This is a genomic window from Rhizobium sp. L9 (assembly GCF_002531885.1).
In the GTDB taxonomy this organism is placed as follows: domain Bacteria; phylum Pseudomonadota; class Alphaproteobacteria; order Rhizobiales; family Rhizobiaceae; genus Rhizobium.
Genome location: NZ_NWSZ01000002.1, coordinates 252,990 through 271,305 on the forward strand (window position 1 = coordinate 252,990; position 18,316 = coordinate 271,305).

Genomic DNA, 18,316 nt, shown 5'->3' on the forward strand with positions numbered 1-18,316 from the left:
TCCCGCACCTATGCTTCCCTCGCAGTGATGGGGCACAGCAAATTCGTCCGTGGTATTATTGTCGATCAGAGATCATTCTACTGCATTACATTCGCTCGTCACAGCTTGCTCACAGCATTAGCATAATCTAACTCATCTTGCGGTAGATTTATAAATACAACCTTGGTGTGAAATTAATGTTTTCCGCGTTTGATATAATTTGATTTGTATTACGCTATCCTTAAGGGTTATTAATTTCCGACCGGTAGATAATGGAGATGCATTCCTCCCAGAAATATGGAATCGCTCTCGTTAGTTTGCTGAGTGCCGTTTCGGCGGTTCTGTAACCATATAGTCCTGTCGAACGGGCAGTACGACGGGCGGCCCGAAAGTCTTCGCACCGACAGGCACCGAAGACGTGGCGGCGCAATTCGATACCAAAGAGTGCTGATCTCAAGGCGAATGAAGCTTCGAAACACCGGTAAATCAAGGGTTATCGCCGCTCATCACGCCACTGGTCGGACGGTATAAGGCGCGCCTTTCGACGTGGCATGACAAATTCGCATGATGAGCCGAGACCCCGGGCACGATAGGCCGCAGGGTAAGAGACGACCATCCTCGCTTATGCGGTCACCCGCATGGAACGAGGGCTCCGGAGTACCAAACGCATCGCCGCAGTCAAAAGCCTCGAATGTCCGTTTTCTCGCGCCAAGCTGTGTCGAAATGGTCGCACCTCGTGATCGAATTAACCGTTCGTAAAGCATTTGCTTGCTCAACTTATAATTTGTGTCATGGTCACTGGAAGTAGTGAGGAGCCGCCCTGATGAGTGATATGGCATCGCAGATTCCGGAATTTGGTTATGATGAACGCGTGATGATTTGCCGCAAACAGATCGAGAAGGCGGTTTATCAGTTCATTGCAAACACGAAGGTCGAGGGGTGCGATCCGGCGGAAGTCGCAATGGCCATCGCGGACATTGCCGACGACTATATTTTACTGCTGGCCCAGAAACGCAATTTGACCCATTGAGATCATGGATCGGCCAGCTCGGCCGATCGTCGGACGACCGCAAACCGATATCGCCGCCGCCTCCCTGCCCGGAGACAACGCCAGCCAAACCGCTTACCATTCGTTCTGAACCTATCTTTACGCCATCGAATGAGCGGCGGTTGTCCAGCCCGCGACAAGCCGAGGCTTCTCCCAACCCACAATTCAGATGGATTGCCGATAGACAGGCCTCAGGGCACTCGTTTCAGCCCGACAGACCGTTGCTGTGCAACCGACCGGAGCCGGTTTTCTGCGGCCCTCCCTTATGCGCAGACGCATATAGCCCCAAAATCGATGTGATTTTCGGGCTATCCGAGTTTGCAGCATGAAAGCGGGCACTAATGTCTTTTTACGCTGACTTGCGGAACCGGAGAGCTCAATTCGGCCAACTCTCTGGTCAGCCCCTCCCCGACTTCCTGCTTCACCGCCTCAAGAGCAAGGTCGAGGCAATTCGTCGCGAATTGCAGCTTGACATCCTGAGCAACCTGTCGCGCATAGGCGATCATCCGTGCCAATGCGACCAGTTCGTCCAGAGCGTCTTTCGCCCCTAGATCTCCATCTAGTTTAATAGTCGATGTCACGCCCATGTCCATTTCTCCAACGAATAGAAGGAATGATACGCGGGCCGACATGGTCGAGCCCGTGAAAAAAGCGTGACACAACCCTCGGTGACGATCGTCATCTTCGCTTCACAATGCGGACCGTGTGGAGAACGAGGTTTCGCGCAGTTTCCAGGACAAATCGGCATTCACGCGAATATCGGCGGTCGACTGCACCATCTTTAACAATTCCAGTGCATCGATGCGTTTTTGGTCAACGGAATGCGATACGAGAGTGGCCAGAAGGCGCGGGCGATCCGGCTCGGCTACGTCAGCGCATTGCTCGACGATTGCCCGCCACGTCCGCCTCTTGAAGAATATTGCGTTCGCGGCGTCTTCAATGACCTGGCGCAGCCCATCTGCGAGCAACTCATTTCTTTCCATGGCATCGAGCGTGGCGCTGACATTGACCAGCGGTATCGTCAGCGGCTTGCCGCCCATCGCGCTCGGCGCGTGCACGAGCGCGACGGCGGCATCATCGACCAGCCGGCCCGTGCGGTAGTCTTCGAAAATGCGGCCGATCCCGATCATACCGAACGAATGACATTCCGCAGCGCGTAGCGCGCCCATGCTTGCCGCCCCGAGGACAGTCACGCCAAACGAAAGAGCACGGAGAATTTCCTTATGCCAGACCGGCGCGGCGTATTCGAAACCGCCATCAATCAGACCGATGACATTGGCACCCTGTTCCACCACAGCCAAAACATCGCCCTGCGTGGCGGGCGGCAGGACGCGTATCCCCTCGCCGGCAAGTGAGGCTGCGTCGGGAAGACTGGGACCCGCGAAAATGACCTTCAAAAACCTATCGCTCTCGCGAGCGCCCTTGTTCCAAACTGGCGAGCACGCGACCCCTCCGGATTTTCGAGTTCGGGGATAATGACCTTGACGACGCCAAAGGGAAGCGTGTCGTCGCTGAGGCGTACGGCGATGACCGAGTTGATCCCTTTGTTCCGCAAAGCCTCCAGCACATGCTGCAATAAACGCGTCAGATCCCGATGTCCCGGCGTTCGGTGGCGGAGAGGACCGGCAGCCGGAGAGACGGGAACTGCGTCGAAGGCTCGCCGCATGAGCGGCGGCAAGGATCTCGAGAACGTGACGGCAGAAATATCGTCCCTGGCTCCGCTGATATAAGTGAGCCGCGATTGCGCGGCTTCCGTTACCGCCCGGATGGCCGCGCGCACGGGGAATGGGTGGGCTCCCGTACCGCCGGTCACCTCGACAAGGCGAATGTCCCTGCTGCCGTGGCGAGCCCGCTGGCCTGGAACGGAATCCCCAGGCCCCAGAATGGCGGTGAAACAGGGAATGGCGATATCGCTTGTGATATCGAAGAGCCTGAGGGCCAATCCTGATTTTTCGATCTTGTCGATCAACCCGGTCAGGGCTTCATCCTTGAAGCCGCGGGGATCGACGCAGCCGGCATAACGATCCCTTTCACCGCCAACCTGCCACAGCACATGCGCATCCCGCTCAATCCGCTCGAGCACACCGTGGAAAACCGCCTCCTCGAAATTGTTTCCCGATGCCAAGCCATCAGATGACATCCAGTATCGCGCATCGCGCGTGCGGTCGAGCAGCACTGCCTCAAAAGGGATATAAACCGGCTCGCCGGTGAGAATATTGATGCCGGCCACCCATTCCGTCTCCTCGTCTGGCCCGAGGTCGGGTTTATGCATGGCGATCAGGCAGTTCAGCGTATCGATCTTGTGCCCCATCGCCTGCAGACCGAACGAGGTGCTGCGGACAGGATCGACGAAAGGTTCACCGGCAACTGCCCGTTCCACGGCTTCCATGACGGTGGATACTTTGGCGTCGACATCGGTCAGACCCTTTCCCTGGGCAACCACGATTGAGCGCGAATTCGGAGTATAGGCGCACCAGACTGGAATTCCGATGTCATCAAGCCCGGTATGTCGTGCAATCCTGGTAATGCCGAACCGAGCTAAAAAAGGCTCGACGCGGGAAAGAGTTTCCCGCGGCGATATGATCCTGTCGGAATATATGGACCGGTCCGTCAGAATGCTGGCTCAGCCGTCGACGTGACCGGAAAGCGCGACCTGCGCCGACGAAACGGCGACGGCCAAATCGACGCCCTTCACGAATATGCCACCGGCTTTGCGCAGGCTGCTCGCAGTCGCCAATTCCCCCGTCGGATTGAGCGGCTTGACGGTGCCTGCGTCGAGATCGGCGAGCCAAAGACCTTCCTCGCCCGGTATTCCTATAATGACAGCTTTCGCCATGGTATGCCCCTCAGCTATTGTTAAAAACCAGCCTTCAACAGGCCCTCCCGATACAGCTCTTTTTGCCAGTGCTCCTTGAAGGGAACGATGGCGAGCCACTTCTCGACGTCGAACACCGGGTTGATGCTTTCGGCGCGCTGCCGATGGAAGAGTGCCCGTTTTCGATCGCCGATCATTGCGCAACTGGCCGCGGCGATACGATGGGCCGGCGCTTTGTCTTTCATCGCTTCGACATAGGCGATGGCCTCCTCATACTGTTCCAGGAAGAAACTGGCTCCAGCGGCACACCAGAGATAGGCGTCAGGTGCGATCGGATTGAGCGAAATTGCCTTTCTGATCTTGGCGAGCGCGTCGCCGGGGCGGGATGCATGCACGAGCGTGTCGGCATGACTGTAGATGACATCGGCAAAATGCGGACTGAGCTCTTCCGCCAGGTGAAGGGCCGCGACGCTGGCATCCACATCACCGAGATAAAGTCTGGTGACCCCGAGTTCGCGATGGCCCGCCGCCGATCCCGGATCTCGCTCGATTGCGCGAAGCGCATGCTGCTCTGCCAGGTGCAGCAGTTCATTGTTTCCCTGCGCCGTCACGAGCCACTCGCTGGTGAAAGTTCTTGCCAGCCCGGTAAATGACGGGGAGAAATCCGACCTATGCGACAGCGACTGCTTGAACGCCTTCCTTGCCCGGCGGATATGCGGCAGCGTCAGCTTGCTCATCAGGCTGGAGCCGACGAGATAGGCGTGATAGGCTTCAGGATTGGCTTCGAAACGTAGCCGTTCCTCCTCGTTCTCAGCCAGCTCACGCGCCACCGACTCGGTCAACTGCTGGGCGATAACCCGCCTTTGACGCGGCAATATATCGGGGGTCATCTTAAAGCGATTGGCCCAGACGATCTCATCCGTGGGGAAATAGATCAGCTGGGCGAACAATCCCTCTTCGGAAAATCGGGTGTCGAGAAGATAGGCAATCGAGTGCCTGGCGACCACCGCCGCTTTTTCGGAGTCGCGGCGGATCTGTCCGGCCGTATGCGGAGCGACGATGGAAATATGCCGAAGGGCACAGAGTTCGATTGTGACGTCTTCGATCAGGGCGTTGGCAAGTGCAAGTCCGGCATCGGCGTGCTTCGCCGTCGGGGGAAGCAACACCAGACGGGGAAGGATCCTCGGGATCGGCGGTATGTGTTCGATATCGGTCGGCTGGCTGCCGGGCTCGGGACGCTTCACCTCCACCCTTGTTTGGCCGCCGCCTTCCGGCAATCTCTCGCCGAACGATGCGCCGCCGGATAGCCGATGCAGCAATGTCCTGACCTGCTCGTCATTCGGATCCCGCTCAAGGATTTGCAGGGCGGCGCTGGAAATGATGCGCGCAGCACCCGGCTTTTGCACATCGGGCAGCGCCTCCAGCAACGCTTGCCGCAATTGCAGCGCATGGGCGTCCCGCTGCGCCCTAATCCAAGCATCTATCTGCTTTGTCGCCGGCTTGATATTTCCGATGAAGCCGCGCTGCATCGATTCGGCGATCGCCTGTAGTCGATCCAGCGGCGAGCCGCCGGCTCGAAAGACATCCAGATCGCTGGAAACCACCTCCTTGTTGAGGCAAACCGTCGTGGCAGTGAAATCGAAGGCTACTTCCGTGCGTCCGCCGTCCATCTCCCGGATGCGGGACAGCATTTTGCGCAAATTGAGCCGCGCCAATTCGGGCTCGACGTCGCTCCATAGAAACTGGGCCAGTTCATAACGGCTGAGTTCATGGCTCGCACCCGCATAGATGTGGGCCATCATCAACAGACCTTTGACCGGATAGCGAACCGGCTCGCCATCCGACTCAGTCAGCCGCAGATCGCCAAATGTCTGCAGATGAAGCACCGTCCATCCTCAGTTGTGTATAACCGGATCCTGCAGGTCGCTATCGACATCGGGCAATCCCGTCATCGCCAGACTTTTGGCCAAGGCCACCAGCTTCTGCCTGATGTTGGGATCTTCGATGGCGATGAACGCTTTATTGAGCGCGAGCCCTTCCTTCGAGGACAAAAACTTGTTCAATTCGCTCGTCTCGCCTTCGATCGGCCCGGAACCGCCGTTCTCGAAGAAGAAGCCGACCGGCACGCGAAGGATCTCGGAAATGCGCTGAAGGCGGCTGGCGCCGATCCGGTTCGTTCCTTTTTCGTATTTTTGAATCTGCTGGAAGGTGATGCCAAGAAGTTCGGCCAAGCCATGCTGGGTCATGCCGAGCGTCTTTCGCCGAACTCTCACGCGGTTGCCAACATAGACATCGATGGAATTCGGCGATTTGGCCTTCATCTGCTTAAGTCTCCCGCTTCATCAATACGCCGGCTGTATAATGGAGAGTTTAAGCAAGAATGCAACTAAAAGTAAATATTTCAGAACGGTTTTTTTCATCACAGCACGCAGTAGAACAACCTCTGGACTACTGCGGCGAACCGCGCAATGTCGCGCCGCCCGGCTAAAGCGGCTTATCGGCGACGGCGATCATTGATTTGGCAAAGACAGGAATTCTTCCAACATATTCGAAACGGACGTTAGCGAAGCCGGTCTCCAGCAACAGTGTGCGCAATGTGTTTTTCGACCAGAACTTGATATGCCCGTGATCCCTCAACGGCATGAAGTGATCGTCCATTTTTCCCGTCGCAGCCAGTGCAAGATTCTTCAGATAGCCGTGATAGGGCGTCGATATCACCGCGATGCCGCCGGGCTTGACGAGATCAAACATCGTCGCGGTGAAGCTCTTCGGATCGTAGACATGCTCGACGACCTCCAGGCTGATAACGGCGCTGAAGTTGCCATATTCCCGGGACAGGTCGTCATAGGCCGAGCCGACGCTCAGCGCCAGGCCGGGATAACGGATATTGGCCTTGCTGATCCCGTCGCTGGAAGGATCGACGCCGACGACATCATATCCTGCTTTCGCAAGAGTCGCTGCAGCCCCGCCGGTTCCGCATCCGAGATCGAAGACGTCATTTTCCGCTGAGCCGTCGAAATGATTCTCCAGTACGTCGAAGATTTTGGGCAAGATGTAGGAGTGCGCGGTTGTCGGTTTGGCGTGAATATAGGTGGTTGCGTCTAGCTCGATGGACATGGTCTCTCCTTTCTGCTGTTGCACGCAAACCCTATCGATTAATACGTCGAAAATTTGATCGAATTCGCCTAAATTCGTCAGCATACAAATATATGTTCGGCATAATCTAGAACTCATCAAATAATTCTTAACGTTATACGCGAAAAAATTGCAGAAATTGAGACGTTTTGCCTGACGATGACACTAAATATCTCAATATGCTCGACTGATAGAAGAAACTAATGGTGTCAATTCAACAATTTTTTCAAAAAACTCGTGTTTATTTCAATTCAGTTCGGACAACGCCCCTGTGCGACCACAGAAGCGGCAAGATCCGCGGCTATCTCTCGCCGAATTGCCGAATTGCTGTATTGGAATTCTCGACTGAAATGCTGTTGAAGCGCTCTCGGCGAACCGATCGCGCGCTTTTCATGAGGGCGCGGATGAAAGGGCGCTCGGTTGCAGACACGAAGCCAAAAGATATTTAACCGGATCATGTATACTGCTGGGATCCAGACAGACCAACGAAACCCTTCTCGCGTGCCGGAGAAGACAAGCTTGCCCGATAATTCGTCGCCCGCGTATGCGAAACAGCCGGCAGGAAAACTGCGGATTCCCGTGATCTTTTGGTTGCTGCTGACGATTTCCCTCTCGCTGGTCATCGGAACGGTGCTTCTGTCCAACGACATGAAACACCTGAGGGCGATCGGCCATTATTTCGGCTTCGATCTTTTCCCCCCTGAGGTTAAGCCGCCGCCGCCCAAAGCGCTTCCCCGACCGGCGCCGCCGGCGACCTACAAGCTTCCTCTGCATGCCACCGAAGCGCCCATGGCACAGACCGCGTCGGCTTTTCTGCGCACATGGCGCATATCAGGGCCCGCAATGTGCGCGGCGCTGCGACAAGCGGGCGTTCAGACCAGCGAATGGGCGGCGGCCAGCTTCAACGCCGACACGTTCGAGTGCTTTTACGAGCACAGCGCCAAGCGCGAGAAGGATCAGCTCGCGAATTCCATCTTCGTCATTGTTCGTGGCGATGCCGCCGGCACGATCAGCAGCATGCGCGTGAAGATCGTCAATCCCGGAACGGATCAGAATGGCCAGCTCGATCCGGCGATCCTGCGAGTTTTCGAAACCATGCTGCTTCAACCGCAATGGCTCGATTTTCATGAGACCCTGAATGCGATAAAAAACTTGAAGGACGTCAAGGAAGACGGCTTCGGAGCAAATATCGCCTTCACCCACGAGGTGCTCAATCCGGAGCGCTACAATTTTACCCTCTCGCTGGAGGCAGTCTCAGCCCCCCAAAAAAGGGCGAGGAATTACTTTTCCGGCAGAACATGGCTTCCCGCGCCGGAGCCCGCAATTGCGGCCAACCGCACGCAGCCGGAACTTCCCCATCAAGAGCCGCCGGCAGTAAATCGCAATTAGACCGCATGCAGCCCACCTCAGGGGATGCGACTTGCATCACCGTGATGCCGGGACAGGATCCCGTAAAGCTCCGTCAAGCTGTCTGGACCTGGCCGTTCGGCCCCTTCACCGCCGGCCAGACGTCAGAGACGCTCCACATTGAGGTCCTGAGTAGCTCGCGCAAGTTCGTCGTTGAGCGAGCGAACGACGCGTGCCGATTGACGCAATCGCAACGAGGTTCTGACGAGCACGCCGAAGAGGAGGAGAATGATGCCGACAACGCCGAGACCAAACGCGGCGAACTGACGATCATCAAGAAGGAATACGCCGCTGCGAACAGTCGCCATAAAAAAGCGGCATAGCTCATCAGATAGTTAAGCCAATCTTCCATAACGAGCTCTCTCCCGCAGCGGTTTAATATCTTGCCTTATGCAAAGAAATCTAGAAATTGGCGTCCACGCCGCTGAAAATACGTCGGAATTTGTACCGATCTATTAATTAAGGTCGAAGCCGCGATGGATCGTAATCCGCAAGTTTGGCCTTCGATTCCGCCGAAGACGTTAAACACAGCCAACAGTGAGAGAAAGAATGAATAGAAGACGTTTCCTCGCCTCCGTTCCGCTCGCCCTGTTATATGCGCGCGCGGGTCAGGCTTTGGCGCAGGTGCCGCCGTCCGCGGGGCTGCGCGCCCTTGCCGACAGAAAATCGTTTCGATTCGGTTCGGCCATCGATCCGGCGGATGTCGGCAATCCGATTGCGTCGCAGATATACATCGATAACGTCAATTCGATAACGCCGCGAAATCAGCTGAAGTGGAAGGCAACGGAAAAGATGCCAGGCGCCTTTTCCTTCGGCCCTGCCGATCAAATCGTTGCGTTTGCGCGCAAAAACAACATGCGGGTTTATGGACACACGCTTGTCTGGTATCGCACGCCCGACTGGGTGTCCGCCATCACTGATGCTGAGACCATTCGGGCGGCGATGAACCGTCATATAAAACAGGTTGTCGGTCGCTATAAGGGGTCGATCGATGCGTGGGATGTGGTGAACGAGCCGTTGGAATATGATGTGCCGGATCTGCGGGACTGCGTTTTCCGACGCCTTCTTGGCGACGACTATATCCGCATGAGCTTCGACATGGCACACGAAGCCAATCCCGACGCGATGCTGGTTCTCAACGAGACGCACCTGGAGAAAAAATCCGACGTGTTCGAACAGAAGCGTGCACGCATCCTGAAGATTGTCGAGGATCTCGTCGCCAGAAAGACGCCGATCGGCGCCGTCGGGCTGCAATCGCATTTCCGCCCCGGTCTCGATCGGATCGATCCGGAGGGAATGGGCCGATTCTGTGCAACGCTGAAGGATATGGGTATCGGGGTTTTTATCACCGAACTCGATGCGTCCTGCCATTTCCTCAACCGCGACAGGAACTCCACGCCGGTCTCCTATGCCGAGATTTTCGGTGACGTGATCAGCGTCGCAGCCGAGCGTGGTGACTTGAAAGGCGCCACCGTTTGGGGCATGTCGGAGAAATATGGCGGGCTTGACGAGAAGGACACCAATCCCGGCGCGGCATGCACGAAGCGCGTTAATCTTTACAATGAAAACAACGATCCGAGAAGTTCGATTGACGGCATCAAGCGGGCAATAGAGGCAATGTGATCGCCAAGACAGTGGAGACGCGAACAGATTCATGAGAAAAGCCGTTATTTACGTGGAAAAATTTTTGCCTGCCAGCCAGGCATTTGTTCTCAACCAGGCCGTGGCATTTCGTTCCTTCGAAGCTGAAATTCTTACCGGCTCGCGAATCTCTTCCGCCCATACGAAAAAATCGACTGTCCCGGTTCATGACATTCGTCGGTCTCCCGTTGCGCGGGCCGGTGAACTGCTTCTGAAAATCCCGCAGGTCGGCCTGCCTTTTCTCTTTCCCGCGATCAGCCAAGCCGATCTTGTCCATGCCCATTTCGGCAAGAACGGCTATGTCATCGGTCCGCTCGCGCGCGCCGCCGGCAAGCCGCTCGTCACGACGTTTCATGGCTTCGACGCCACCTATCGCGGCGATCCAAAAAAACCGGGCGGCTTCAATCAGGTGCGTTTCTTCGCCAAGGGCCGGAGCGAGATGGCCGGCTGGAACAGCTGGAACATCGCCGTTTCCGACTTCATCCGAGAGCGGCTGCTGGCGCTCGGTTTCCGCGCCGACCGCGTCTTTCGCCATCACATTGGTATCGATCTCGATCTCTTCAAAATGGAACCGCGTCCACGAAAAAAGGGGTTGGTGGTTTCCATTGCCCGTTTCGTCGACTATAAGGGCCACCGCTTCATGATCGACGCGCTCTCACGCGTGGCGGCCGCCGGCACCCCGGTTGAATTCGTCATGGTCGGACAGGGACCACTGAAGGAGGAAATCGAAGCCATGGCGCGTCGTTCCTTGCCAAGCGTCACGATCCATGAAAATCTGTCGCAGACAGAGATAAGGGATCTGCTCGCCAGTGCGGAACTCTATCTTCATGGCAGCGTGACCCTCGACAATGGTCACGCGGAAGCCTTCGGCCTCGCCAATCTGGAGGCCGAAGCCGTCGGTACTCCGGTCGTCGCATTCCGCTCGGGAGGCGTGGGCGAAGCGATCGAAGAGGGGAAAACTGGTTATCTCGTGGAGGAGCGGGATGTCGCGGGCATGGCGGAAGCGGTTGGAAAGCTGCTCAACGACCAAGCCCTGTGGACAGCCTTCAGCGCGCGGGCACCGCTTTTGGTGGCCGAGCGTTTCGACATACGTCGTCAAACGGGGATGCTAGAGGACTATTACAGTTCCGTTCTAGACGAATTTGCCAGCCGGGGTGGGACTTGATGGTGCATACAGGAAAGAAGCCGAAGTGGGGACTGAACGTATTTCGGCCGCTGCGGAACGGGATCGTAAAGGCCAAATGGCTCTATTACACGAAATTCTGGGGTATGGACATCGATCCGACGGCCAGCTTTTCGCTCAGCGTGCGCTTCGACAAGACCAACCCGAAGGGACTGCATATCGGCGCCGAAACCTATGTCGCCTTTGAGGCGGCGATCCTGACCCACGACCTCACACGCGGGCTCTATCTTCACACGAGGATCGGCAAACGCTGCTTCATCGGTGCCCGCAGCATCATCCTGCCCGGCGTGGAGATCGGCGACGAATGCGTCATCGGCTCCGGCTCGGTGGTGACCAAGAGCGTGCCGCCGCGATCGCTCGTGGCCGGCAACCCGGCAAAGATAATCCGCAGCGACATCAAGATCATTTCGCGTTACGGACGCATGGCCCGCGAGGACGAAACCGTCACGCAGCTCGTGACGCATTTGCCGACTGGAGAAGCACGATGAAGATGTTTGCCTATCGCGGGAAACATGAAAATTTTGGCGACGAGCTGAACCATTGGCTCTGGGAACGTCTGCTGCCGGGCTTCTTCGACGACGATGAAAGCCAGCTCTTTCTCGGCATCGGGTCCATCCTCTACGACAATTTCGACCCGAACATACAGAAGATTGTCTTCGGCTCGGGTTATGGCGGTTACACCAACGCGCCGAAGGTTGACGACAACTGGACCTTCTATTTCGTACGCGGAAAGAAGACCGCCGAGGTCCTCGGCATCGATCCGAGCTACGCCATCGGCGATTCGGGCATCCTCACGCGCAGCTGCTGGGATTCTAGGAGCGTTGAGAAGCGCTACCCGGTCTCCTTCATGCCGCATTACGAAAGTGCCATGTACGGCAGCTGGGACAAGGTCTGCGACCTCGCCGGCATCCACTATATCGACCCCCGCTGGTCGGTGGAAAAGGTCCTGACCGAAATCAGCGCATCGCAGAAGGTCGTCTCCGAGGCGATGCATGGATGCATTATCTCGGATGCGCTGCGGGTTCCGTGGCGGGCGATCCGGCCGATTGCGCCGGGAAATCGCGCCAAATGGTATGATTGGGCGAGTGCGCTCGATCTGGAGATCGATTTCGATCCGATCGGCCCGTCCAATCTCGTCGAAGCAGGCGCATCTTTGGTGCGGAAAAACACCTATCTGTTGAAGAACATAACGTTCCGTCACCGCCGCATCCGGCAACTGACCGGCAACTTTGTCTTCGGCTCGACTGTCAAGACGCTGCAGCGGGTGGCCGAAAAGCCGGGACAGCTCAGCTCCGACGAGGCTATCGTAAGGGCGCACGAAAAAATGCTGGTCCAGCTGGATCGGCTGAAACAGGATTTTTCCAACAAGACGGCCAGCGCCCTTTGATGATCCCGTGACGAGGCAATAAGGCATGATGCTTTCTAATTTCCCCAATACCGACTTGCTGAAATGGTCAATGTTATCGACCTCAGGAGCCGTTCGCCCATGAGCAGTGTTACCGACCGGCTGATTCAGGGCAGCATGTGGCTGAGTTTGTCCCGCGCCATCGTCAACGGGCTCTCGGCGCTCAGCACCTTCGTGCTTGCCTGGTATCTGGTGCCGGCCGATTTCGGTCTCGTCGCCATTGCAACGACGATCCAGGTGATCCTGAGTTCGGTCACCGAACTCTCCCTCAATCAGGCGCTTATCCGCCACGAGTCGCCAAGCGAAACGCACTTCAGCGCGGTCTGGACCTTGAGCGTGACGAGAAGCGCGACATTGGCGCTGCTGTTTGCCGCCGCGTCCTATCCAATTGCCGAATTCTATAACGAGCCGCGGCTGACGAGCGTCATGCTTGCCTTGAGTTTCAGCCTGCTCCTGAGCGGACTCGCCAATCCGCGCCGCGTCATGCTCCAGCGCGATCTGATCTTCTGGCAGGAATTCGTCCTCAACGTCTCGCAAAAGCTGGTCGGATTTATCGTCACGGTGGGAATTGCGGCCGTCTATCATAGCTATTGGGCGCTCGTGATCGGCACCCTCGCCTATCAGGTGACCAATATCATCGTTTCCTACACCGTCCTGCCGTTCTGGCCGCGCATCACCTTTCGGCACGCGCGCGAATTGTTTTCGTTCTCGGTGTGGCTGACGGCCGGTCAGATCGTCAACACGCTGAACTGGCGGATCGAATATCTGCTGATCGGCAAGATGCTGGGCGCCACGCAGCTTGGCCACTATACGGTCGGCAACACCCTTTCGACGCTGCCGACGCGCGAAGCCACGGCGCCGTTGAACCAGACGATTTATCCAGGCTTTTCGAAAGTCCGCAATGATCCGATCCGGCTGATCGCAGCTTATCAGCGTGCCCAGGCGCTGCTGGCGGCCGTGGCGCTCCCGGCCGGGATCGGTATGGCCGTGGTGGCCGAGCCGATGATGAGGCTTGCCTTGGGCGAGAAGTGGGTCCCGGCAATCTTCATCGTCCAGGCGCTCGCATCGGTCTTCGCCTTGCAAACGCTGGGTTCGCTCGTTCAGCCGCTCGGCATGGCGAAGGGCCATACCAAGATGCTGTTCATCCGCGACACGCAGATGCTGGTGGTCCGCATTCCGATCATCATCGCCGGTCTGATGCTGTACGGGCTGCCGGGCGTGGTCTATGCGCGCGTGTTGACGGGTCTGATTTCCACCGTGGTCAACATGCTTCTGGTCAAGCGCCTGATCAATCTGCCGTTCTTCCAGCAGCTCGCAGCGAACTTCCGCGCGCTTGCCAGCGTCGCCTTGATGGCGGCCGGCGTGTGGGGATTGTCGCATATGGTCAGCATGCCTGCCGACAAGCTGCACTTGGCCGTGTATCTTGCCTACCTCGTCATTACAGGCGGCATCATTTATCTCGGATCGAGCTTTGTTCTCTGGGTCGCTATGAAGAAGCCCAACGGCCCGGAAACCGAAGTCCACCGCATCATTGTCAAGTTCCTGTCAAAAGCAAAACGTATTGCCGTACCTAAGTCGGCCTGAAGTTAAACGAACACCAACAAGAGAGGCAGAATGACCAGCCAATCCAGATCGGAGCTGATCGCAAAACTCAACGGCATGATCCATGATTGCCTGAAGGACTATGTCTCGCGCGATGAACCGCTTGCGATTCTCGATTTTCCTGACATTCGCAATTGCGGCGACTCGGCGATCTGGCTGGGAGAGATGGCCTATCTCCGTGATCGCTTCGGCAAGCGTCCGGACTATGTTTCCAGGCTTCACGACTTCTCCGTCGAAGAACTGAAACGGCGGGTTCCCACAGGCCCGATCTTCATTCACGGCGGCGGCAATTTCGGCGACATCTGGGTCGCCCACCAGGATTTCCGCGAGATGATCATGGAACGTTTCCCGGATCGGCAGATCATCCAGTTTCCGCAGTCAATCCACTACAGTTCGGCTGACCGCATCGAGCAGTCCAAGCGGGCCATCGGGCGCCACAAGAATTTCGTGCTGCTGGTGCGCGACGAAGAATCGAAGGAGTTTTCCGAGAAGCACTTTGACTGCACCGTGCGGCTATGCCCGGACATGGCTTTCGCCATCGGTCCACTGCCGGAAAGGGCAACGCAGATCCCCATCCTCGCCATGTTGCGCGAGGATGCGGAACGGGTTGGCGGCGGTGATCGCAAGATTCCTTCCGATATTCCTGTGGAAGACTGGATCACCGAATCGAAGCGTAAGGTAGACATCGCCAAGAAACTGGGCGTAGCTTCGGCTTATCTCGCATTGAAGCCGAGCGAAGTTGCCTTGCGCCGACTGGACGCTGCGGCTCATAACCGCTTCGAGCGCGGCATCAGCCAGATCTCCCGTGCCCGCGCGATTGTGACCGATCGCCTGCACGTCCATATCTGCTCGCTGCTGCTCGGCCGTCCGCATGCGGTGCTCGACAACAGCTATGGAAAGATCCGCCGCTTCATGAATGCATTCTCCGGCGGAACCGACCTTTCCTATAAGGCGACATCGCTCGAAGACGGGATCAAGTGGGCGCGTCAGCAGGCTGGCCAGGGGCGCGTCGCTGAGAAAGAAGCTGTGGGCCTGCGGGCTTAAGGGGGAATTCGATGCCACTTGTCACCTTCATCATCCCGGTCCGACATCAGGACAATGCCCGCGACTGGAGCAAGCTGAAGGCAAACCTCAGCCAGACCGTGGCCTCCATCTCCAACCAGACCAATGGAGATTGGCGCGGCATCATCGTGGCCAATGAAGGGGCCGATCTGCCTGATCTTCCGGAGAAATTCTCCGCGGTGCGCGTGAGCTTTCCGCCGAACGACCTGCACGAACTCGGCAAGGGCAGCAAGGAAGACTTCCTCGATGCGTTCCGCGCCGACAAGGGCCGGCGCGTCCTGAGTGGCATGCTGGCCGCCGCCGACAGCCGCTTCTTCATGATTGTCGACGATGATGATTTCGTCAGTTCCCGGATCGTCCAGCATGTTTCGGAAAACCGGAACGCCAACGGCTGGACGATCGACCACGGTTACATCTGGGACGACGGCGGTAATTTCCTGCTTGGTCATGATGACTTCAGCCATCTCTGCGGAACGTCGCTGATCATTCGTGCCGATCTTTATGAATTGCCGAAACGGTTCGAGGAAGCTTCGCTCGACTGGATCAAGTCGATGCTCGGCAGCCACGTCCGCATTGCGGATATTCTTGCCCAACGCGGAGCGCCGCTAGCCAAACTCCCCTTTCGCGGCGCGGTCTACCGGGTCGCCCACCGCGGATCGCATAGCCGGGCGCCGAGCTTGATGCGGCAATATTTCCTTAATCGCGGCGTGCTTCTGAAGCCGCGACGGTTATTTCGTAATTTCCGAAAGCTGAGGGTTCTCGGCCATGCTTATCGGCGCGAATTCTTCGGCGGGGCACGGTCGAATCCCGCATAGCACTCCGAACCGCACCGCGAAGGCAATTAAATTATGAGACTTTTCTCGTTCGATTTCACCAAAAGGGTGGGTTAGTGATGGCGGATCTTCTCGTCAGCGTGCTCTTTTCATCTTACAATGGCGCCAGCCGCCGGCTGCGCCATACTTTGGATTCCCTGGTGAGCCAGGAGCTTCCCCATGATCGGTGGGAATTGGTTGCCGTCGACAACAACAGCAATGACGGCACTTTTGACCTTTTGAAATCCTATAGCGACAAGCTTCCGATCACCGTCCTGCAGCAGTACAAGCCGGGAAAATCGGGCGCGTTGAATATGGCCCTGGATCGGGTGAAGGGGGATCTCATCGTCTTTACCGATGACGATGTTCGCGCCGAACCGAACTGGCTGAAAGCGATCGTCGACTGCGCCGCAGCCCATCCGAGTTATGGCATCTTCGGCGGCAGAATCGTACCTGATTGGGAGAAAGAGCCAAAGGATCGGTTTATTCAGTGGATTCCGATGGGATCTACCTTTGCAATCGTCGATGAAACCCAAAGCGGGCCGTGTGACCCGACAAAAGTCTGGGGCCCGAATACAATCGTCAGACGACAACTGCTCGGACCAAGCGTGCGCTACCGCGAAGATATCGGTCCTCTTCCCGGAAAGATTTTTGCCATGGGTGAAGATGCCGAGATCGTTATTCGCCTCGCGGCCAATGGTGCCAAATCCTACCGATGCGCGGAGGCCGTGGTCCATCACTGGATTCCGGCGTCGAGCGTGACGGAGGATTGGGTACAGAAAAGAGGTGAGCGGCTTGGCTACGGGATGCCGGCGCTCTTTCCCGACGAGGTACCTGGAGGGCTGAGGTTAAGCGGAGTTCCGCTTCCGACCTGGATCGAAAGCGCGCAATGGGCTTTCCGGGCAGCAATGCTCTATCTCCTGCCGCAATCGAAGAAACGTTTCTGGGCAATCTGGAAATATTACTACATGCGTGGCTATCGCGCCGGAATTCGCCGGTACGTGTCTCAAACGGTGGTACAGTGATCGATTGCCCAGGAGGCAGTAATTTGAGACTATCGGTGCCTATCAGTCATTTTTGCCAGTATTTGCGTCCACGCATCGACAGCGTTCTATCGGAGGCCCAAGTCACCGGCAAGGCGTGAGCTGAAGCCGTACTGTGAGGCGATCCGACCGAAATGGGGTCCGGAGCAGCAAATGAGCAAAGTTAAGGTAACAATACTTTTCTCGACTTACAATGGAGAGAAGACCCTGCCAACGATGCTTGACGCACTCTGCACTGCCATCATACCGAAAGAAGAATGGAAAATCGTCGCGGTCGATAACAACAGCAGCGACAACACTGCAGCAGTCCTGAATTCCTATAAGGAGCGGCTTCCGCTGGAAGTTTATTTCGAGCCAAAACAAGGCAAGCAACATGCATTGACTTTGGGCTTCCGCCATCTGGAGGGGGAACTCGTCATTTTAACTGATGACGACGTCATCCCCGCGCCGGATTGGATCGAGCAGTTTCTGATCTTGGCGGAGGAGCAACCTCAGTTTTCCATATTCGGGGGCTTGATCACGCCCGAATGGGAGGAAAAGCCGGCACCGTGGTTGATCAAGTATGGGCACTTGGGAATTCTTTATGCTCTCAATGGCGATCTTCCCGAGGGCCCGATTTCGGCGGCGTTAATATCAGGGCCGAATTCGGCCTTCCGCCGTTCCATTTTAGGGCCTGGCTATATCGTACACGACGGCCTCGGCCCGGATGCCACTGTCGCTCAATTCCCCATGGGTGAGGATACTGCTTTCGCTCTGAGGTTGGAGAAGAATGGAGCCAAGGCGTTTCATTCTCGGCATCCCGGGGTTCGGCACATTGTAAGGAAGGGCTATGTGAAGGAAGGCTGGGTTTTGCGACGCGGCGAGCGCTATGGCATGGGTTTGGTTATCGTTCGGCCGGACCTGTTCAAGAGCAAAATGAAAATCGCCGGCCTGCCGGTTGTTAGCGCCCTGAGATGGCTTCTGATGGCGCCGGCCAGCGTCGTCGTCAAGAGATTCCCCCTAGGCGGCCTTCGCTTCAAATTGCTCTGGGCGCAGTCGGTGAGACAGGGAATCCTGCGCCAATTTTTGAAGCAGAGATCTGCGATGAATAAAACGGTCCATTCTCAGCTTGGTGCCAAGTGATGACAGTCCCAAACCACGGCATCGACAGGAAGTGCTCCATCTGCCGAGGCAGGGGGCCAGAT

18 protein-coding genes and 1 pseudogene are annotated in these 18,316 nt (G+C 56.9%); 11 read left to right on the top strand and 8 right to left on the bottom strand.

Translation table 11 applies throughout. The annotated features are described in order from the left end of the window. Positions 1–802 precede the first annotated feature (802 nt). Complete coding sequence (locus CO660_RS01705; RefSeq protein ID WP_004676311.1) at positions 803–1,009, top strand: hypothetical protein; 207 nt, start codon at positions 803–805, stop codon at positions 1,007–1,009. Between the two features lie 356 nt (positions 1,010–1,365). Here CO660_RS01705 and CO660_RS01710 read toward each other — a convergent pair whose 3' ends face one another. The 7 genes from CO660_RS01710 to CO660_RS01740 all read right to left on the bottom strand — a co-directional run bounded on the left by CO660_RS01710 (position 1,366) and on the right by CO660_RS01740 (position 6,959). Continuing rightward, the gene (locus CO660_RS01710) at positions 1,366–1,614 is read right to left on the bottom strand and encodes a hypothetical protein (protein ID WP_097597140.1); all 249 of its coding nucleotides are present in this window, start codon (positions 1,612–1,614) and stop codon (positions 1,366–1,368) included. 102 nt (positions 1,615–1,716) lie between these two features. Then, positions 1,717–2,424 (bottom strand): TfuA-like protein, encoded by a 708-nt coding sequence (locus tag CO660_RS01715; protein WP_097597085.1) that lies wholly within the window; start codon positions 2,422–2,424, stop codon positions 1,717–1,719. Then, entirely contained in the window at positions 2,421–3,608 is a 1,188-nt protein-coding gene (locus CO660_RS01720) for a YcaO-like family protein (RefSeq protein ID WP_097597086.1), read from the bottom strand. Before CO660_RS01720 ends, CO660_RS01715 begins: the two co-directional genes overlap by 4 nt. A gap of 42 nt (positions 3,609–3,650) precedes the next feature. Next, a complete protein-coding gene (locus CO660_RS01725) occupies positions 3,651–3,863 on the bottom strand; it encodes a hypothetical protein (protein WP_085779099.1) in 213 nt (70 codons plus the stop codon). Between the two features lie 20 nt (positions 3,864–3,883). After that, the gene (locus CO660_RS01730; RefSeq protein ID WP_097597087.1) at positions 3,884–5,728 is read right to left on the bottom strand and encodes a peptide antibiotic resistance protein; all 1,845 of its coding nucleotides are present in this window, start codon (positions 5,726–5,728) and stop codon (positions 3,884–3,886) included. A 9-nt stretch (positions 5,729–5,737) separates the two neighbouring features. Then, entirely contained in the window at positions 5,738–6,163 is a 426-nt protein-coding gene (locus tag CO660_RS01735) for a helix-turn-helix transcriptional regulator (RefSeq protein ID WP_097597088.1), read from the bottom strand. A gap of 163 nt (positions 6,164–6,326) precedes the next feature. Continuing rightward, on the bottom strand, positions 6,327–6,959 hold the full coding sequence (locus CO660_RS01740; RefSeq protein WP_097597089.1) for a class I SAM-dependent methyltransferase: 633 nt from the start codon (positions 6,957–6,959) through the stop codon (positions 6,327–6,329). 537 nt (positions 6,960–7,496) lie between these two features. Between CO660_RS01740 and CO660_RS01745 the strand changes: the two genes are divergently transcribed. Continuing rightward, positions 7,497–8,366, top strand: a complete 870-nt coding sequence (locus tag CO660_RS01745; RefSeq protein WP_097597090.1) for a DUF6030 family protein — start codon at positions 7,497–7,499, stop codon at positions 8,364–8,366. A gap of 17 nt (positions 8,367–8,383) precedes the next feature. On the opposite strand, the pseudogene CO660_RS33685 reads toward CO660_RS01745, so the two are convergent. Beyond that, a pseudogene (locus CO660_RS33685) lies at positions 8,384–8,736 on the bottom strand (hypothetical protein). A gap of 197 nt (positions 8,737–8,933) precedes the next feature. Between CO660_RS33685 and CO660_RS01755 the strand changes: the two are divergent. From CO660_RS01755 to CO660_RS01795, 9 genes are all read left to right on the top strand, one after another. After that, positions 8,934–10,007 (top strand): endo-1,4-beta-xylanase, encoded by a 1,074-nt coding sequence (locus CO660_RS01755; RefSeq protein ID WP_097597091.1) that lies wholly within the window; start codon positions 8,934–8,936, stop codon positions 10,005–10,007. A 31-nt stretch (positions 10,008–10,038) separates the two neighbouring features. Continuing rightward, a complete protein-coding gene (locus tag CO660_RS01760) occupies positions 10,039–11,190 on the top strand; it encodes a glycosyltransferase (protein WP_097597092.1) in 1,152 nt (383 codons plus the stop codon). Beyond that, entirely contained in the window at positions 11,190–11,696 is a 507-nt protein-coding gene (locus tag CO660_RS01765) for an acyltransferase (RefSeq protein ID WP_085779104.1), read from the top strand. The genes CO660_RS01760 and CO660_RS01765 overlap by 1 nt, the downstream gene beginning before the upstream one ends. Beyond that, the gene (pssM, locus tag CO660_RS01770) at positions 11,693–12,595 is read left to right on the top strand and encodes an exopolysaccharide glucosyl ketal-pyruvate-transferase (RefSeq protein WP_097597093.1); all 903 of its coding nucleotides are present in this window, start codon (positions 11,693–11,695) and stop codon (positions 12,593–12,595) included. The genes CO660_RS01765 and pssM overlap by 4 nt, the downstream gene beginning before the upstream one ends. Before the next feature lie 99 nt (positions 12,596–12,694). After that, a complete protein-coding gene (locus tag CO660_RS01775; protein ID WP_097597094.1) occupies positions 12,695–14,197 on the top strand; it encodes a lipopolysaccharide biosynthesis protein in 1,503 nt (500 codons plus the stop codon). Between the two features lie 30 nt (positions 14,198–14,227). Continuing rightward, positions 14,228–15,259: a polysaccharide pyruvyl transferase family protein gene (locus CO660_RS01780; RefSeq protein WP_097597095.1), complete on the top strand. Its 1,032-nt coding sequence runs from the start codon at positions 14,228–14,230 to the stop codon at positions 15,257–15,259. An 11-nt stretch (positions 15,260–15,270) separates the two neighbouring features. Beyond that, positions 15,271–16,092 carry a galactosyl transferase gene (locus CO660_RS01785; protein WP_097597096.1) on the top strand — a complete coding sequence of 274 codons (822 nt, stop codon included), beginning with the start codon at positions 15,271–15,273 and terminating at the stop codon, positions 16,090–16,092. 77 nt (positions 16,093–16,169) lie between these two features. Continuing rightward, positions 16,170–17,114: a glycosyltransferase family 2 protein gene (locus CO660_RS01790; protein ID WP_097597097.1), complete on the top strand. Its 945-nt coding sequence runs from the start codon at positions 16,170–16,172 to the stop codon at positions 17,112–17,114. Between the two features lie 171 nt (positions 17,115–17,285). Further along, positions 17,286–18,254, top strand: a complete 969-nt coding sequence (locus CO660_RS01795; RefSeq protein WP_097597098.1) for a glycosyltransferase — start codon at positions 17,286–17,288, stop codon at positions 18,252–18,254. Positions 18,255–18,316: the final 62 nt, after the last annotated feature.

Bases quoted from the DNA above. Each gene is read 5' to 3' on its own strand.
- CO660_RS01705 (WP_004676311.1), top strand. From the start codon at position 803: ATGAGTGATATGGCATCGCAGATTCCGGAATTTGGTTATGATGAACGC.
- CO660_RS01710 (WP_097597140.1), bottom strand. From the start codon at position 1,614: ATGGGCGTGACATCGACTATTAAACTAGATGGAGATCTAGGGGCGAAA.
- CO660_RS01725 (WP_085779099.1), bottom strand. From the start codon at position 3,863: ATGGCGAAAGCTGTCATTATAGGAATACCGGGCGAGGAAGGTCTTTGG.
- CO660_RS01735 (WP_097597088.1), bottom strand. From the start codon at position 6,163: ATGAAGGCCAAATCGCCGAATTCCATCGATGTCTATGTTGGCAACCGC.
- CO660_RS01740 (WP_097597089.1), bottom strand. From the start codon at position 6,959: ATGTCCATCGAGCTAGACGCAACCACCTATATTCACGCCAAACCGACA.
- CO660_RS01755 (WP_097597091.1), top strand. From the start codon at position 8,934: ATGAATAGAAGACGTTTCCTCGCCTCCGTTCCGCTCGCCCTGTTATAT.
- CO660_RS01760 (WP_097597092.1), top strand. From the start codon at position 10,039: ATGAGAAAAGCCGTTATTTACGTGGAAAAATTTTTGCCTGCCAGCCAG.
- CO660_RS01765 (WP_085779104.1), top strand. From the start codon at position 11,190: ATGGTGCATACAGGAAAGAAGCCGAAGTGGGGACTGAACGTATTTCGG.
- pssM (WP_097597093.1), top strand. From the start codon at position 11,693: ATGAAGATGTTTGCCTATCGCGGGAAACATGAAAATTTTGGCGACGAG.
- CO660_RS01775 (WP_097597094.1), top strand. From the start codon at position 12,695: ATGAGCAGTGTTACCGACCGGCTGATTCAGGGCAGCATGTGGCTGAGT.
- CO660_RS01780 (WP_097597095.1), top strand. From the start codon at position 14,228: ATGACCAGCCAATCCAGATCGGAGCTGATCGCAAAACTCAACGGCATG.
- CO660_RS01785 (WP_097597096.1), top strand. From the start codon at position 15,271: ATGCCACTTGTCACCTTCATCATCCCGGTCCGACATCAGGACAATGCC.
- CO660_RS01790 (WP_097597097.1), top strand. From the start codon at position 16,170: ATGGCGGATCTTCTCGTCAGCGTGCTCTTTTCATCTTACAATGGCGCC.
- CO660_RS01795 (WP_097597098.1), top strand. From the start codon at position 17,286: ATGAGCAAAGTTAAGGTAACAATACTTTTCTCGACTTACAATGGAGAG.